The organism is Aggregatibacter kilianii, from assembly GCF_003130255.1.
Classification (GTDB): domain Bacteria; phylum Pseudomonadota; class Gammaproteobacteria; order Enterobacterales; family Pasteurellaceae; genus Aggregatibacter; species Aggregatibacter kilianii.
The window spans coordinates 578,006-594,084 of sequence record NZ_NRCN01000001.1 but is presented as its reverse complement, the minus strand read 5'-3'; the positions used below and the strand labels follow the sequence as shown (position 1 = coordinate 594,084).

At 43.1% G+C, this 16,079-nt stretch carries 16 protein-coding genes; 11 read left to right on the top strand and 5 right to left on the bottom strand.

Annotated elements, in window-relative coordinates; genetic code table 11:
* The first annotated feature begins 45 nt into the window (after positions 1-45).
* From DK428_RS02615 to DK428_RS02595, 5 genes are all read left to right on the top strand, one after another.
* Positions 46-2,811 (top strand): M16 family metallopeptidase, encoded by a 2,766-nt coding sequence (locus DK428_RS02615; protein ID WP_162616586.1) that lies wholly within the window; start codon positions 46-48, stop codon positions 2,809-2,811.
* A 352-nt stretch (positions 2,812-3,163) separates the two neighbouring features.
* A complete protein-coding gene (locus DK428_RS02610; RefSeq protein ID WP_204352441.1) occupies positions 3,164-3,502 on the top strand; it encodes a DUF4189 domain-containing protein in 339 nt (112 codons plus the stop codon).
* Positions 3,503-3,698: 196 nt separating this feature from the next.
* Positions 3,699-4,808, top strand: coding sequence for a transglutaminase-like domain-containing protein (locus tag DK428_RS02605; protein ID WP_109064247.1), 1,110 nt, complete (start codon positions 3,699-3,701; stop codon positions 4,806-4,808).
* Positions 4,780-5,142 (top strand): hypothetical protein, encoded by a 363-nt coding sequence (locus DK428_RS02600; protein WP_050693170.1) that lies wholly within the window; start codon positions 4,780-4,782, stop codon positions 5,140-5,142. Before DK428_RS02605 ends, DK428_RS02600 begins: the two co-directional genes overlap by 29 nt.
* Positions 5,143-5,152: 10 nt before the next feature.
* Complete coding sequence (locus DK428_RS02595) at positions 5,153-5,446, top strand: heavy-metal-associated domain-containing protein (RefSeq protein WP_109064246.1); 294 nt, start codon at positions 5,153-5,155, stop codon at positions 5,444-5,446.
* A 73-nt stretch (positions 5,447-5,519) separates the two neighbouring features.
* On the opposite strand, the gene sodC is transcribed toward DK428_RS02595, so the two are convergent.
* Positions 5,520-6,089: a superoxide dismutase family protein gene (gene sodC / locus DK428_RS02590; RefSeq protein ID WP_109064245.1), complete on the bottom strand. Its 570-nt coding sequence runs from the start codon at positions 6,087-6,089 to the stop codon at positions 5,520-5,522.
* A gap of 182 nt (positions 6,090-6,271) precedes the next feature.
* On the opposite strand from sodC, the gene DK428_RS02585 reads away from it, so the two are divergent.
* Positions 6,272-7,027, top strand: coding sequence for a class I SAM-dependent methyltransferase (locus DK428_RS02585; protein ID WP_109064244.1), 756 nt, complete (start codon positions 6,272-6,274; stop codon positions 7,025-7,027).
* Between the two features lie 44 nt (positions 7,028-7,071).
* On the opposite strand, the gene recF is transcribed toward DK428_RS02585, so the two are convergent.
* From recF to dnaA, 3 genes are read right to left on the bottom strand one after another with little or no spacing between them, the layout of a single operon-like run.
* The gene (gene recF, locus DK428_RS02580) at positions 7,072-8,148 is read right to left on the bottom strand and encodes a DNA replication/repair protein RecF (protein WP_109064243.1); all 1,077 of its coding nucleotides are present in this window, start codon (positions 8,146-8,148) and stop codon (positions 7,072-7,074) included.
* A gap of 3 nt (positions 8,149-8,151) precedes the next feature.
* Positions 8,152-9,252 (bottom strand): DNA polymerase III subunit beta, encoded by a 1,101-nt coding sequence (gene dnaN, locus DK428_RS02575; RefSeq protein ID WP_005701589.1) that lies wholly within the window; start codon positions 9,250-9,252, stop codon positions 8,152-8,154.
* 10 nt (positions 9,253-9,262) lie between these two features.
* Positions 9,263-10,624: a chromosomal replication initiator protein DnaA gene (gene dnaA, locus DK428_RS02570; RefSeq protein WP_109064242.1), complete on the bottom strand. Its 1,362-nt coding sequence runs from the start codon at positions 10,622-10,624 to the stop codon at positions 9,263-9,265.
* 430 nt (positions 10,625-11,054) lie between these two features.
* Here dnaA and rpmH point away from each other — a divergent pair, with 430 nt between their 5' ends.
* From rpmH to mnmE, 5 genes are all read left to right on the top strand, one after another.
* Entirely contained in the window at positions 11,055-11,189 is a 135-nt protein-coding gene (rpmH, locus tag DK428_RS02565) for a 50S ribosomal protein L34 (RefSeq protein ID WP_005539760.1), read from the top strand.
* A 12-nt stretch (positions 11,190-11,201) separates the two neighbouring features.
* On the top strand, positions 11,202-11,570 hold the full coding sequence (rnpA, locus tag DK428_RS02560; RefSeq protein WP_065294648.1) for a ribonuclease P protein component: 369 nt from the start codon (positions 11,202-11,204) through the stop codon (positions 11,568-11,570).
* Complete coding sequence (gene yidD, locus DK428_RS02555; RefSeq protein WP_109064241.1) at positions 11,525-11,788, top strand: membrane protein insertion efficiency factor YidD; 264 nt, start codon at positions 11,525-11,527, stop codon at positions 11,786-11,788. The genes rnpA and yidD overlap by 46 nt, the downstream gene beginning before the upstream one ends.
* A complete protein-coding gene (yidC, locus tag DK428_RS02550) occupies positions 11,788-13,419 on the top strand; it encodes a membrane protein insertase YidC (RefSeq protein WP_109064240.1) in 1,632 nt (543 codons plus the stop codon). The genes yidD and yidC overlap by 1 nt, the downstream gene beginning before the upstream one ends.
* A gap of 200 nt (positions 13,420-13,619) precedes the next feature.
* Positions 13,620-14,975, top strand: a complete 1,356-nt coding sequence (mnmE, locus tag DK428_RS02545) for a tRNA uridine-5-carboxymethylaminomethyl(34) synthesis GTPase MnmE (RefSeq protein WP_109064239.1) — start codon at positions 13,620-13,622, stop codon at positions 14,973-14,975.
* Between the two features lie 142 nt (positions 14,976-15,117).
* Here the strand turns inward: mnmE and nrdG are convergent, their stop codons facing one another.
* A complete protein-coding gene (gene nrdG / locus DK428_RS02540) occupies positions 15,118-15,645 on the bottom strand; it encodes an anaerobic ribonucleoside-triphosphate reductase-activating protein (protein ID WP_109064238.1) in 528 nt (175 codons plus the stop codon).
* Positions 15,646-16,079 lie beyond the last annotated feature (434 nt).

Sequence of the window (16,079 nt, the reverse complement as noted above, 5' to 3'; positions counted from 1 at the left end):
TTTTTCCAAAAGTGCGGTTTCCTTTTCTCTTATTTCGGAGCCATGATGACATTTCGAACTTTTATTTTTTTAGCCTTTTCCGTGCTTGCATTGAACGCCGGGGCGCAAGAAACACCACAACAAGAAGCGCCGAAAATTGTGCAGGGTAAGCTGGGAAATGGCTTGCGTTACAGCCTTGTGCCGTTGCATGAGCAGAAAAACCGTATCGATATTCGCCTGCGGGTAAATGCCGGTTCGGTGGACGAAACGGAAGCGCAAATGGGCGGCGCGCACATGGTGGAGCACATGGTGTTTCGCGGCACAACGCAATATCCGCAAGGCGTGATGAAAATGTTGCTGGATGCTGGTTGGAAGCGGGCGCAAAGTTATAATGCGGTAACCAATGCGGACACCACCACCTATATGTTCAGCCCGCCGAAAGGGGCGCAAGATCTTGCCTTTACCTTGAATGTACTGGATCAAATGATGTTCCATGCCACGATGAGCCAAAAAGATTTGGATGATGAACGCAAAATTATTCAGGAAGAATGGCGTTCGGGGCAAGGCGTTGGCGCACGCATGAACATGCAACGCACCGCCAGTATTCGCGCCGATTCCCGTTATGCGCGTTGGCCGGTCATCGGTTCGCAACAAAGCATTGAAACCATGCCGGCAGAAGCACTGCAAACGTTCTACCGCACTTGGTATCACCCCAATAATATGCACCTGATGATTATCGGCGATGTGCAGCCTAACGAAGCCGAGGCGCTGATTAACGCGGTATTTTCGCAGGAAAAAATGACCGCACTTCCGCCGCAAAATTACCGTGATCCGCAACTAACCGAGCGTATTCAATTTAATCAGCTGGGCGATGAAAAAAGCGCTGTAAGCCAAATCGCCTACATTTTCCGTTTTAACGAAAACGCCGCCCGTCAACATGACGAAAAAGGGCGTAAATTGCGTTTGCTGGAACGTTTGGCACTTTCCGCGTTAAGCCATCGTTTACAAAATCAGAAAAAAGATTTTCCACAGGGCGTGAATGCGCTGGTGGTACGCAAATCGGACATCGGCACAAACACCGCTGCCGTAGGGTTGTTTGCCGGCGTGGAGGGGGATGCCCACCAGTTGGGTTTGCAACAGATTCTGATTGAAATTGCCCGCTTAAACGCCTTTCCCCTTACGCAAAAAGAATTGGACGCAGAGAAAAAAACGCTTTATGAACAGCTGGATTTCGCGTTAAAAGGCGGCAAACATCGTCAGTTTGAGGAGTGGGTGAATGTGATGAATAGCACGCTGTTGATGGATAAGCCCTATTTATCCCAACCGCAAATTGCCAAGCGTTCTAAACCGATTTTAGATGCCATCACGCCGCAAGACGTGCAGCAATTATTGGAACAGTGGTTCAGTGCCACGGATCGCATCGTGCAATATCAATCGCCGCGCATGGCAAAAATAGCGCCTATCGATCAAACGGTATTTAATCGGGTACAACAACAGGTCGCGCAGCTCAACATTAGCGCACCCATTGAAAAAGAGACGCTACCGCCCATGGAATTATTACCGATAGAAAATGCGCAGGCGGGCAACATCGTCAAAGAGCAGAGATTCCCGGCGGAAAATGTGGTGTATTGGCAACTGGAAAACGGTGATAAGGTGGTTTGGTTAAAATCCGCCTTGGAAAAAGACCGCACTTTATTCCGCGCCGTGAATTCCGGCGGCTATATGGCACAAGGCTTATCGCCGTGGCAAAGCCAAATGGCGGTGCAAATGATGGCGCAATCCGCGCCGGAAAATTGGCAAATTGAGCAACTTACGCAGTGGAAGAAAGATCGCAAAGTCAATTTAAATCTGGAGCAAAAAGCCGATCATCTCATCTTCAACGGCGAAACGGATAACGCCAATTTAGCGGATTTGTTGCGCTTATATTATGCCCTTGAAATCGACATCGTGATTAATGACGGTGTGGATGAAACTGTGGAAGATATGCAGAAAATGCTGAAAGTGCGGTCAAAAAATGTGGCGGATCGCGAAATTAGCGATGCCCGCCAAACGCTACGTTTCGGCAACATTAACGACGCCACCTTGCCGACGGAGCAGGCGCTGGCACAGGTTACAGCAGATTCCCTCAATCAACAATGGCAGAGCATTCGCGAATTACCGACCACCTATTATTTTGTGAATGATTTGTCTGCCGACCACATGAAAAAACTGGTGCAAACCTATCTTGCGCCACTGCCCCGCAACACCGCGTTGACGGCAAAATTAGACACGCTGCTGAGCGGTTCGCACCGGGCGGTCATCAAAGCCAATGTGGAACCGCGCACGGATTTATACCTTGATTTTTATTCGCCGCACCCATGGAAAGGCGAAGACGCCATGTTGGTCGCTCTTATTCGTCCGATTATGGCAAATAAACTCAAAGCGGGCTTGCGTGATGAATCTCTGGGCATTTATCGCCTGCGCCTCGAAAGCACGTTGGATCCCACTGCAAACCGCATTGAAAGCCAGCTCTTTTTCGGCGCCAAACCGGAAAATATGCCGAAGCTGATGGCGCAAGCGAAACAAATTCTTGCGGATTTACCGCAAAGCATTACCCAAGCGGATATTGACCAAGCCAAACAAGGTTTTGCGCAACAAGAAAAAGCCCGCCAAAATGACGCACGCACGCAGCTTAACCGCTTGATATTAAGCGAAACCCACTACGGCAACCCAAGTTATCTTTCCGAAAGCAAAAAACTGCTCGATAGCATCACCTTGGAAAACGTCAAAACCATGGCGAAAAAAGTGTCGGATTTAACCCATTCAGCTGAATTGGTGGTGGAACCGAAATAATAAAACATCGTCTTTTTTGACCGCATTTTATGGCGTGGCATGAAAAGTGCGGTCGTTTTTCCGCGTGTTTTTTTAGCCCACGCGTTCCAACAAAAAGGTATTGCAATAAGTATGCCTAAAATATACTATCCTCCACCTATTTTGGAAGCAGATAAAAAAACAACGAAAAAGAGCAAAAATAATGATGAAGAAACTGCTTTTTATCGTATTGGGGCTGGCAAGTTTTAATGTCTATGCCTATGACGCAACCAAAGGCGCGTTGCAGAACGATCCGACTTTATGTTAGTACGGCTACAATCCCAAGTGTTCATCCCGTTCGTCTCGCCAACAGCAACAACCGGAGGTTGTCAACATCGATGTTCCTTCCAAATACGGTGCATGGGCGGTCAATCTTAAAACCGGTATCTCAGCCGGTGCACTCAATATGGATTCGTGTGAGGCAGCAGAAAAATTGGCTGTTAAAACCTGTGAACAGGACGGACGCAATGCGCCCTGTGTAGTTGGTGCCTGGGTCAGAAATGGCTGTATCGCCGTTGCCCAAGGGAAATCCGGCAAAAAGTTGAAGACTTTCTACGGAAACGAAGCCCACCCCGGACAGGCGGAACCGGCAGCTTTAGGAAAATGTCAGGCTTCGGGATCTACGCAATGCAAGATCACCACCCTTGAAGGCTGTTCGTTACCTGTATATTAACAGACAAAGGTTGTCTGAAAGTTTTCAGGCAACCTTTGAGTTTTTAAAGTGCGGTCGAAATCCCAAACGTTTTTCTCCTGAAAAAAATAATCTTGGAATACATTGAGCTTGTGATGGAAATTCATTAGTATAGCGCCATTCACTTCGGTGAATTTATGTTAAGTTTAACTATAATTTCAAATAAGGAGTCTTCAGGATGAAGCATCTTATCGCCACCGCGGTACTTTCCGCGTGTTCAATGGCTTATGCCAATACCCACATTTCAAATTACAACACCGATTCCCATCTGTATGAATTTACCCAAACCTACGATTTAATTGCGCCGAAAGGTTCGCAAGGTCAGGCTAATTTGTGGGTGCCGTTGCCGTTTAACGGGGAATATCAACAAGTTAAATCTATTCGCTTTGAAGGCAATTATTTGGATGCCTATGTGACGGAAAACAACAAATACGGCGCAAAAACCTTGTTTGTAACTTGGGATAAAGAGACACAAAAACGTGATTTAAAAGTCACTATGGTGATTGAAACCAAAGATCGCGAGCCGATGGCAAAAGGTGCGTTGGATAATTACAACCCACCGAAAGACATTCAGTATTCTGTGGATGTGCAGGAATATTTGAAACCGACGCAACACATTAAAACCGATGGCATTGTGACACAATTCGCCGATAAGATTGTGGGCGCAGAAACGAATCCGTTGAAAAAAGCCGAGCTGATTCACCAATGGATTGTGGGTAACATGGAACGGGATAATTCCGTTTTAGGCTGTGGTGATGGCGATGTGGAAAAAATCTTAACCACCGGTGTATTAAAAGGCAAATGTACCGACATTAACTCCGTTTTTGTGGCACTTGCCCGTGCAGCGGGGATTCCTGCCCGTGAAGTTTTCGGTATTCGCTTAGGTGCGGCGGAGAAAATGGGTAAATATTCTAAAAGCGCATTCGGTAGCGCAGATGAACATGGCGTAGCGAATGTGAGTGGCGGTCAACACTGTCGTGCAGAATTCTACCTTGCTGGCTTCGGTTGGGTGCCGGTGGATTCTGCCGATGTGGCAAAAATGCGTTTAGCAGAGAAAAAATCCGTGGAAGATAAAGATACCCAAGCCGTGGCGAAATATTTATTCGGTAACTGGGAAAATAACTGGGTAGGCTTTAACCACGCACGCGACTTCGAGTTGTATCCACAACCGGAATTGGCGCCAATCAACAACTTTGGTTATCCGTATGCCGAAGTGGGTGGCGATCCGTTAAATTCCTTTGAACCGAAAGAATTTAAATATGACTATGTCTCTAAAAAGCTCCAATAAATCCTTTTGGATTGCCATTGCCACCGCGCTGAGTGCTGCGGTGGCTTCTACCTTGTGTTGCATTGCACCTTTGATTTATTTGCTCTTTGGTGTGTCATCTACATGGTTGATTGGTTTTGGCGAGTATGATTATTTACGCATTCCAATGCTGATTATTTCACTATGTGCCTTTGCCTATGGTTTTTGGTTACTGATGTTTTCCAAAAGAATTATTTGCAGCAAATACATTTCCCGTAAAAAGCTCATTGTTTTATATTGGGTCGTATTTATCGTGATGTTATTTTTCTTAACCTACCCAACACTGTTGCCGTGGATATTAGAATTAACTGATTAGGAACAAAAAAATGAAAAAATTATGCACCGCACTTGTGTTTTCTTTGTTTGCCCTGTCTTTTGCGCATGCGGAAGAGGCACCTGTACAAGCAGAAAAGAAAATTGTCTTGAAAGTGAAAGAAATGAATTGCCAGCTTTGTGCTTATTTGGTGAACAAAGAATTGCGTAATATTGAGGGCGTGATTTCAACTAAAGCTTCCATTAAAGATGGTACGGTTACTGTGGTGGAAGATCCTAAAGTGCCTGATGAACAGTTGATTAATGCGATTCATAAATTGAATTACACGGCGGAAGTGGTGAAGTAAATCCTTTGAAAATAAAAGTGCGGTTAAAATTCTCAACGTTTTTTAACCGCACTTTTTGTTTCTAACAATCAACTTATTTAATCACACCACACGCCATACGTGCACCGCCACCGCCAAGTGGAGCAGGGTGGTCAGAATGGTTGTCGCCACCGACATGGATCATGATGGAATGACCACGAACTTCATCAAGGTGTTTGATACGTGGTGCAAGAACCGGATTGGTGGCTGTGCCATCGTGTAATACGGTTAATGCAGGTAAATCGCCTAAGTGTGCGTCATCTTGCCATGGGAAGCCGTGTTTTTTAGTCTCTTTTGGATCCCAGTGACCGCCGGCGCCTAAGCCTGCAGTAAGTTTACCGTCTTTTTCTTTCGGCTCACAGCTTGGGTTTTGGTGGATGTGGAAGCCATGTAAGCCTTCAGCTAATCCGCTTAAGTTTGGTGTAAAGACCAACCCGTAGTTGGATTCGGTAATCGTTACGATACCTACATCTTTATTACCATTAACCGGGTCAAGTTGTTGCACTTTCACTTCAATGGAAGCACCGGTAGGTGCCATATGGTCATGTTTGTGTTCATGCGCATTGACCATTCCTGCAGCACAGATTGCACTGATGCTAACAGCTAAGAGTGTTTTAAATTTCATTTATTGACTCCTTTTTTGTGTTAAAAAATCTCTTTTATTCTAATCAAAATAGGGAATAAAGCGAGTATTTTTAGGATGTTATTAGCTATTAAAGTCATTTGAATTTTTTATCTTTTTTTCTTTAATCGAAATAATATTTATTTATAATAGGAATCGTTACTGTTTTATTAAGGAGAAATCAGATGGGTAAAGAAGAAGTCGGTCATAATTTTTTGGCACGTTTAGGCAAAACCCGCTTGCGTCCGGGCGGTCGTAAAGCCACGGATTGGTTAATTGCGAGCGGTGACTTTAATAAAGAGAAAAAAGTGCTCGAAGTGGCTTGCAATATGTGTACCACCGCCATTGGTTTGGCAAAGCAATATGGTTGTCAGATTGAAGGTGTTGATTTAGATGAAAACGCCTTGGAAAAAGCCAGAGCCAATATTGCTGCAAATAATTTACAGGATAAAATCCATGTGCAACGCGCCAATGCGATGAAATTACCTTTTGAAGATAATACGTTTGACATTGTGATTAATGAGGCGATGCTCACCATGTTGCCTATTGAAGCCAAAATGAAGGCCGTTGCCGAATATTTTCGCGTATTGAAACCGGGTGGCTTTTTGCTGACTCATGATGTGATGTTAGTGGGGGATGACCATAAAACCATTTTGGAAAATATGCGTAATGCCATCAATGTGACGGTCACGCCATTAACCAAAGACGGTTGGAAACAAGTGTTTTTAGACAGTGGTTTTCGTAATATCGAAACCTTTTCCGGTGAGATGACACTGTTGTCGCCAAAAGGAATGATTTATGACGAAGGCGTGTTAGGCACATTGAAAATCATTAAAAATGCCATGAAAGCGGAAAATCGCGAGCAGTTTAAGAAAATGTTTAGAACCTTTAATGACCCTGAACGTAAATTGCATTTTATTGCGGTTTGTAGTCAAAAATAACCGATTTTCTTATGATTAGCCTCCAAATTGGAGGCTAATTTCTTTTATAATGATTCAATTTTGCCTGACTCGATCTTAAAAGTGCGGTGCTTTTTCGGTTGCATTTCGTTGAGCTGATTTTGTGTAATGGCAGTGACAAAAACTTGTGATCCGTTGTTTTGTAGGCGTTCGGCGAGAAGACTACGTTTAGTTTGATCCAACTCGGAGGCAAAGTCGTCAATGAGGAAAATACAATGGCGCTGTTTTTGTTGCATCAAATGCTCGCCCTGAGCCAAACGTAATGCACACATTAATAATTTCAGTTGACCGCGTGATAAAATATCTTCCACCGGTAATCCGTTAGCTTTAAAGCGAAAATCGGCTTTTTGCGGACCGGAAACCGTATAGCCTAATGCACGATCACGTTCAAAATTACGCGCCAATAATTCGGCATAATTTTGATCTTTTTCCCACCCTTGATGAAAACTTACGCTAATGTCTAATTCCGGCAGGAATAAACGGCAGGTTTGTTCAATTTCCGGTTGTAAGGCTTGCGCATATTCGGCTCTTAGCAGGCTTACCTGTTCTGCAAGTTTTACCAATTCTACGTCCCAAATTTTCATTTGTTGATAACCGGAAACTTGCTGTAAGGCCGCATTTCGTTGTTTGAGTAAACGACTTAAACTCGCCCACAGATTATAAAAACTCACGTGATGATGAAATAAGCCCCAATCCAGAAAGGCGCGACGATAGCTTGGGCCGCCATTGAGCAAATTTAAACCTTCCGGCGTGATGATTTGCATGGGTAACAGGTGTGCGAGGTTGGAAATTTTATTGCCGTCTTCGCCGTTGATTTTCACGAGCGTGTTGCCTTGGCGTAGTTTTTGCAAGCCTACTGACCATTGGTGTTGCTGTTCTTGAATTTGTCCGAAGAGGGTAAAGTGCGGTTGTTCGTAAGAAATAATCCGATTACTGACCGCACTTTTAAAAGAGCGTCCGTGACCTAAATAGAAAATGGCTTCCAGCAAGCTGGTTTTGCCGCTACCGTTGTTGCCAACCAAAAAGTTAAAGCCGTGATCCAATTCCAGATCCACGGCTTGTAAATTACGAAAATTTTCAACGGTTAAACGTGAAATCGCCATAGATTATAAGCGCATCGGCATAATCACATATTCTGCGCTGGCGTCTTCACAATCTTCAATTAAACAACTGGAAGAGGCATCGGTTAAGCGCATACGCACTTGGTTGCATTTCAATGCATTCAACACGTCGAGAATATAGCTGACGTTAAAGCCCACTTCCATTTCTTCGCCGCTGTAAGAAACATCGATGATTTCTTCCGCCACTTCTTGTTCCGGGTTGGTGGCGGTGATTTTCAGTTGGTTTTCACTGAGTTGTAAGCGTACGCTACGGAAACGTTCGTTAGATAAAATTGCCGCGCGTACAAAGGCTTGTTTTAAGGTTTCCCAACCGGCTTCAACGATGCGGGTTGCATTGCGTGGCAACACACGACGGTAATCAGGGAAACGGCCATCAATGAGCTTTGACGTGAATGTGATGTTATTTAATTGAATACGTAGGTTATTGGTGCCGATTTGCAAACGCGCTGGTTGGTCGCTTGGTTCCAATAAACGTGCCAGTTCTAACACGCCTTTACGCGGTAAAATCACAGAATGGGTTTGTAAATCTTGTTCTAATGGAATAGTACAAACTGCCAAACGGTGGCCATCGGTTGCGACGGTGCGTAATAAATTACCTTCCGTTTCAAATTTCATACCATTTAAGAAATAGCGCGCGTCTTGATTTGCCATGGAAAATTGAGTGGCTTCAATTAAACGGCGTAGCGTCGCTTGCTCAAGCGTGAAATCCACTTCTGATTGCCAATCTGTGAGGTTCGGATAATCTTCCGCGGGCAACGTGGATAAATTAAATTTACTGCGATCAGAACGCACAATAGCGCGATCTTCTTCAAATGTGACGGTAATTTCCGCATTTTCCGGCAAACTACGACAAATATCTAAGAATTTTTTTGCCGGAATCGTGAATTTGCCGTCTTGTTCTGCATGAAGCAATGGCGTTTTGGTGGAAAGCTCCACTTCTAAATCCGTGCCGGTAATGTTTAATTGATTATTTTCAATTTGCAATAAGACGTTATTTAACACAGGAATATTCGGGCGACTATTTAATACGCCACACACTTGCTGTAATGGCTTTAATAAATTTTCTCTAGAAATAATAAATTGCATCGCATGACTCCTATACGGATAAAATTCGAATTAAATTAGCCCAATCTTCTTGGATATCCGGCTCTGTTTCTCGTAATTCTACAACTTTGCGACAAGCGTGTAATACCGTGGTGTGATCGCGATCACCGAAGGATTTACCAATTTCCGGTAGGCTGCGGTTAGTCAATTCTTTGGCTAATGCCATAGAAACTTGACGAGGGCGTGCGATAGAGCGGGAGCGGTTTTTGGATTTCAAATCAGACACTTTAATGCGGTAATATTCAGCGACCACTTTTTGAATATTATCTACGGTCACTAACTTATCTTGTAACGCTAACATGTCTTTGAGTGTTTCGCGTACAAAATCAATCGTAATTGGTTCGCCTTTAAACTCCTGCATAGCTTTTACCCGGTTTAACGCGCCTTCCAATTCACGCACATTAGTGCGTAATTTCTGACCGATAAAAAACGCAACATCGTGTGGCAATTCAATGTTATTTTCATCCGCTTTTTTCATTAAAATGGCGACGCGGGTCTCTAAATCAGGCGGCTCAATAGCCGTGGTTAATCCCCAGCCAAAACGGGATTTTAAACGTTCTTCAATTTTTTCAATTTCACGCGGATAACGGTCAGAAGTCAGAATGATTTGGCGCCCGCGTTCAAATAAGGTATTGAAAATATGGAAAAACTCTTCTTGGGTTTTTTCTTTATCGCTGAAAAATTGAATGTCATCGACTAACAATGCATCTAAAGAGCGGTAGAATTTTTTGAATTCCTCCATTTTATTGTCGCGGATGTAAGTAACGACTTGTTGTACGAAACGCTCGGAGTGAATATATACCACGCGCGCATCGGGGTTATTCGCTATGATGCCGTTGCCAATAGCGTGTAACAAGTGGGTTTTACCTAAGCCTGTGCCACCGTATAAAAATAACGGGTTGGCCGTTTGTTCACCTGGGTTATCCGCCACTTTTTGTGCTACCGCGCGGGCAAGTTGGTTAGATTTCCCTTCTACGAAATTATCAAAAACTAATTTAGTATTAAGATTTGAGTTGTAGGTGGATTTATTCGAATTCGCGCTTTTTTCTTCAGGTGGCGTATTAGTTGCTTTAGATTTTGCGACCGCTTTTGGAGTTTCAGGCTTAATGCCTTCGATAATCGATACGGTCAGGTTCGGGTTTGCACTGGTTTGTTGGGCAATATCGGTAATTAACGGCAAATAATTATCGATAACCCATTTTTGCACAAAAGCATTTGAAGCATAAAGTAAAATACTATTTGCCGTCACATCAGCCTGCAATGGATAAAGCCAAATTTTGAAATCGTCAGCAGGAATTTTGTCTTGAATTTGCAGCAGGCAGTTTTGCCAGAGAGAATTAGGCCGATTTTCCACTTTACGTATCCCTTGTATATTGGTTTATGATTTTCCGTAGGTTACTTGCCAACCGGCTATATCTTTGTTTTTTATATAATTTAAATCGTAGGAAAAGATCGTAAATATTAGATCTTTGGCTAAAAGTGCGGTTGGAAAGGCGATCATTTTACAATAAAGGAAAAAAAAGATCTTTAGCCCGTAACCAAAAAAAGCAAAAAAGGTTGCTTGCCATTTTTAACCAAAAACGTATAATTCCGTCGCTTTCAAATGCGGCAGATGAGGAAAAATTAAGCAGATTTCCAAGTTTTTTCCTTATCTCATTTGACGAACGATGAATTTATGATTACAATTCCGTTCCTTATTTTCTGATAATCCTTGTTTTTTTGAACGTTTTAGAAAACGTTTAAAATAGAAACAGTTAGTTAACTATTTTCTTAGGTACACTATAATGAAACGCACATTTCAACCTTCTGTATTAAAACGTAGCCGTACTCACGGTTTCCGCGCTCGTATGGCGACTAAAAATGGCCGTCAAGTTTTAGCCCGTCGTCGTGCTAAAGGTCGTAAAAGTTTATCTGCCTAATCGCATATTAATGTGGTTAAGCTAAACTTTCCTAGGGAGTTACGTTTGTTAACTCCCGAACATTTTAAATACGTCTTCCAACAGCCGTTCCGTGCTAGTTCACCTGAAATTACAATTCTTGCCCGTAAAAATAATCTTGAGCATCCACGTTTAGGTTTAACTGTCGCTAAAAAGCACTTAAAACGAGCGAATGCGCGTAATCGCATTAAACGTTTATGCCGTGAGTCTTTTCGTTTGAGCCAACATCGTTTACCGTCTTATGATTTTGTCATTGTCGCGAAACAAGGAATCGGTCGTTTAGACAACCGCACTTTATGGCAAACCCTTGATAAATTATGGCTACGTCACATTCACTTGGCGCAAAAATTCTCATCGGATTAATTCGCGTTTATCAAGTTGTTATTAGTCCGTTAATCGGCCCTCGTTGTCGTTTTACACCAACGTGTTCCTGCTATGGTGTTGAAGCGTTAAAAAACCACGGCCTGTTAAAAGGTGGTTGGCTTACGATAAAACGTATATTAAAATGTCATCCTTTAAGTGAGGGTGGATACGATCCCGTTCCACCAAAGATCAATAATAACAAAACAGAGAATAAATAATGGATTCAAGACGCGGCCTGTTGGTCATCGCATTACTCTTCATGTCTTTTATTGTTTATCAGCAATGGCAGCTTGATTATCACACACCAAAACCGGTTGTTACCGAACAAGCAAAAACAGTCGTTTCTGATGTTCCGTCTTCTGCAAATTCTAATGCCAACGCAGTAGTCAACGAAACTCAAACCAAAGGTAATGTTATTACTTTAGAAAATGATGTATTTCGTTTGCAAATCAATACTGTCGGTGGTGATGTTGTTGGTTCCGAATTGTTAAAATATGACGCCGAATTGGATTCCAAAACACCATTCGTGTTATTACAAAACACACCACAACATACTTATGTCGCACAAAGCGGTTTAATCGGCAAAGACGGTATCGACACCAAATCCGGTCGTGCCGTGTATCAAGTGGAAGGGTCTTCTTTCAAATTAGAGGAAGGCCAAAATGAATTGGTTGTTCCTTTCACTTTCCAACGCGATGGTGTGACTTATCGTAAAGTGTTCGTTTTAAAACGTGGTCAATATGATGTTGTGGTTAACTATGAAATTAATAACCAAAGCGATAAAGCCATTGAAGTTGAGCCTTATGGCCAATTAAGACACTCTTTAGTGGATAGCTCCGGTAGTGTGGCGATGCCAACTTACACCGGTGGTGCTTATTCTTCTTCTGAAACTAATTACAAAAAATACAGTTTCAGTGATATGGAAAATGCAAATTTATCTATCAACACAAAAGCAGGTTGGGTAGCGATCTTACAACACTATTTCGTGTCTGCTTGGATCCCGAATCAAGATGCGGATAACCAACTTTATACATTAACAGATAAAGCCAATAATATTGGTTCTATTGGTTATCGTGGTCCGGTTACCGTTATTCAACCAAATACCACTGAAACCTTGACCAGCAAGTTATGGACCGGTCCAAAACTGCAAAATGAAATGGGTGAAGTGGCAAATCATTTAGATTTAACGGTTGACTATGGATGGGCTTGGTTTATTGCGAAACCACTTTTCTGGTTGCTTACTTTCATTCAAAAATTAGTACACAACTGGGGCTTGGCGATTATTTGTGTGACTTTAGTGGTAAAAGCGATTTTATATCCACTGACCAAAGCGCAATATACTTCCATGGCCAAAATGCGTATGTTGCAACCGAAATTGCAAGAGATGCGTGAACGTTTCGGTGAAGACCGTCAACGCATGAGCCAAGAGATGATGAAGTTGTATAAAGACGAAAAAGTAAACCCCTTAGGCGGTTGCTTGCCGTTGTTATTACAAATGCCGATTTTCATTGCCTTGTACTGGACGTTTATGGAGGCCGTTGAATTACGTCACGCGCCATTCTTTGGTTGGATTCAAGACTTGTCTGCGCAAGATCCGTATTACATCCTGCCGATTTTAATGGGCGCCTCCATGTTCTTGTTACAAAAAATGTCACCAACACCGGTTGCTGATCCAATGCAACAAAAGATCATGAACTTCATGCCGTTAATCTTCATGGTGTTCTTCCTTTGGTTCCCGGCAGGATTGGTACTTTACTGGTTGGTGTCCAACTTAATCACGATTATTCAGCAACAATTGATTTATCGTGGTTTAGAGAAAAAAGGGTTACATACCCGTCATAAAAAATAGTGAAATTTAGAGAATTAAAAGGCACGCATTGTGCCTTTTATTTTAGTTAAAAAATGCATGAAAAAATGACCGCACTTTTGCGTCATAAAGTGCGGTCACAAAACGCAACGCTTTTTGAATGTTGGCTCTGCCAACGGTACCGTAAGGGATGAACAAGCGAGCTTGTGAAGAAAAAAATCAAACGTTTTGAGAGCAGACTTATGAAAGAAACAATCGTAGCTCAAGCCACAGCCCCGGGTCGAGGTGGTATTGGCATTTTACGTGTATCAGGCCCCAAAGCTATTGACGTAGCGCAAGCGGTGTTAGGGAAATGTCCAAAACCGAGAATGGCAGATTATTTGCCGTTTAAAGATGAAGACGGCACTCTGCTCGATCAGGGCATTGCACTGTATTTCAAAAGCCCGAATTCTTTTACCGGTGAAGATGTGCTTGAACTCCAAGGGCACGGCGGACAGGTGGTATTGGATTTACTGCTAAAACGGATTTTGCGTATCGACGGCATTCGTTTGGCACGGCCGGGCGAGTTTTCCGAACAGGCCTTTTTGAACGATAAATTAGATTTGGCGCAAGCGGAAGCTATTGCCGATTTAATCGATGCCAGCTCCGAACAGGCGGCACGTTCCGCATTGAAATCCTTGCAGGGCGAGTTTTCCAATAAAGTGAATCAGTTAGTAGATTCTGTTATTTATTTGCGTACTTATGTGGAAGCCGCGATTGATTTCCCTGATGAAGAAATTGATTTTTTGGCCGATGGCAAAATTGAAAGCTATTTGAACGACATTATTGCGCAACTGGATGGTGTTCGAGCCGAAGCAAAACAAGGTTCCATTTTGCGGGAAGGCATGAAAGTGGTTATTGCAGGCCGTCCAAATGCGGGCAAGTCCAGTTTGTTGAATGCCCTTGCCGGACGTGAGGCTGCCATCGTGACAGACATTGCGGGTACGACGAGAGATGTATTGCGTGAACACATTCACTTAGATGGCATGCCCTTACACATTATCGATACCGCAGGTTTGCGTGAAGCCACTGATGAAGTAGAACGCATAGGGATTTCCCGTGCATGGAGTGAAATCGAGCAGGCAGATCGTATTTTATTGATGCTTGATGGTAGTGATACGGAGCAAGACTTAAGCAAAGTGCGGTCGGAATTTTTAGCAAAATTACCAAACCATATTCCTGTCACGATTATTCGTAATAAAGCAGACTTAACTGGTGAGCAAGAGGGGCTGTATGAGGAGCAGGGATATACAGTGGTGAGCTTGTCGGCAAAAACGCAACGTGGCGTGGAAATATTACGCAATCACTTAAAACAATCCATGGGCTATCAAACCGGTATGGAAGGCGGTTTCTTGGCCCGTCGTCGTCATTTGGAAGCCTTGGAACAGGCGGCACAGCATTTGCAAATTGGCCACGTCCAACTCACAGAATTCCATGCCGGTGAATTGTTGGCGGAAGAACTCCGTTTGGTACAAAGTGCTTTAAGCGAAATTACCGGGCAATTTACTTCCGATGATTTATTGACGAATATCTTCAGTTCGTTTTGTATCGGTAAGTAATTTACTACATCAAGTGCGGTCGAAAATATGGTTATTTTTCACCGCACTTTCGAAAATAAAAACACCGCAGGAGACTTCTCTGCGGTGTTTTTTATCTATATAAAAACTATGTAAATTCCACAATACTTTGAAATAGCTGTATTTAAATTTTAAACCGTTGAATGAGATCCTGTGTTTGATTGTGAGCCAATCGGCTTGGGTTGACCTGTTTAAAGCGATGTATCACTTGATTAGCTGAACCACGCCAAACCAAGCTGGGATCCGCCTGTTCTTGAATAAACTTGCCATCAATTAACACATCAATATAAGGCAACATTTGACGTTGATATTCATCCAACTCCTCTAATTTGTAGCCAGTCCAGACCCAAATGTCTTTGTCGGGACATTCCCGTTTTACCCGTTGAACCAAAGGAAGCAGGGCTTCTACGTTTCTTGGATGCAAAGGGTCACCACCGGAGAGGGTCAAACCTTGGCGTTTAATACGGGTGTCTTTGAGATCCTTGAGAATTTGTTCTTCCATTTCACTACCAAACGGCACCCCGGCGCTAAACGACCAGCTTTTTTGGTTATAACAACCCTTACAGCCGTGAGTGCAGCCGCTAACAAAAAGCGTACAACGCGTGCCTTCACCGTTGACGATGTCGACAGGATAGTATTGGAGGTAGTTCATTTTTGTTTTGTTTAAATCAAATTCGCTTTTTTAAATATCGGATTTCGCCGATGGCGACTCACTTTCTTTTGCTTGCACAAAAGAAAGTGAGCAAAGAAAAGTGCACCCGGATAAGCCGCTGTTCTTCGCTTTATTGCAATTTCCTAAAAATTGCAAGTCGCTCAGGCGTCTTATACGGGACCCCATTTTATTTGAGCGTTGCAGAAAGTGCGGTCAGGTTTTTTCGTGTTTTTAACGGTATTATGTAGCAAATGCACAAAACGCTTGCTGAGCTTGTCAAAGCATTTGTTTTGTGTATCGGAGAAGCTGAAATGACTTACACTTCGACAAGCTCAGTGACCGTCATTTCAGCTTTGTGCAACTACGATATAATTTCAGTTTTAAATTGAAAATCTCCCGCAAAAATGACCGCACTTTATCATGATAACGGCCCC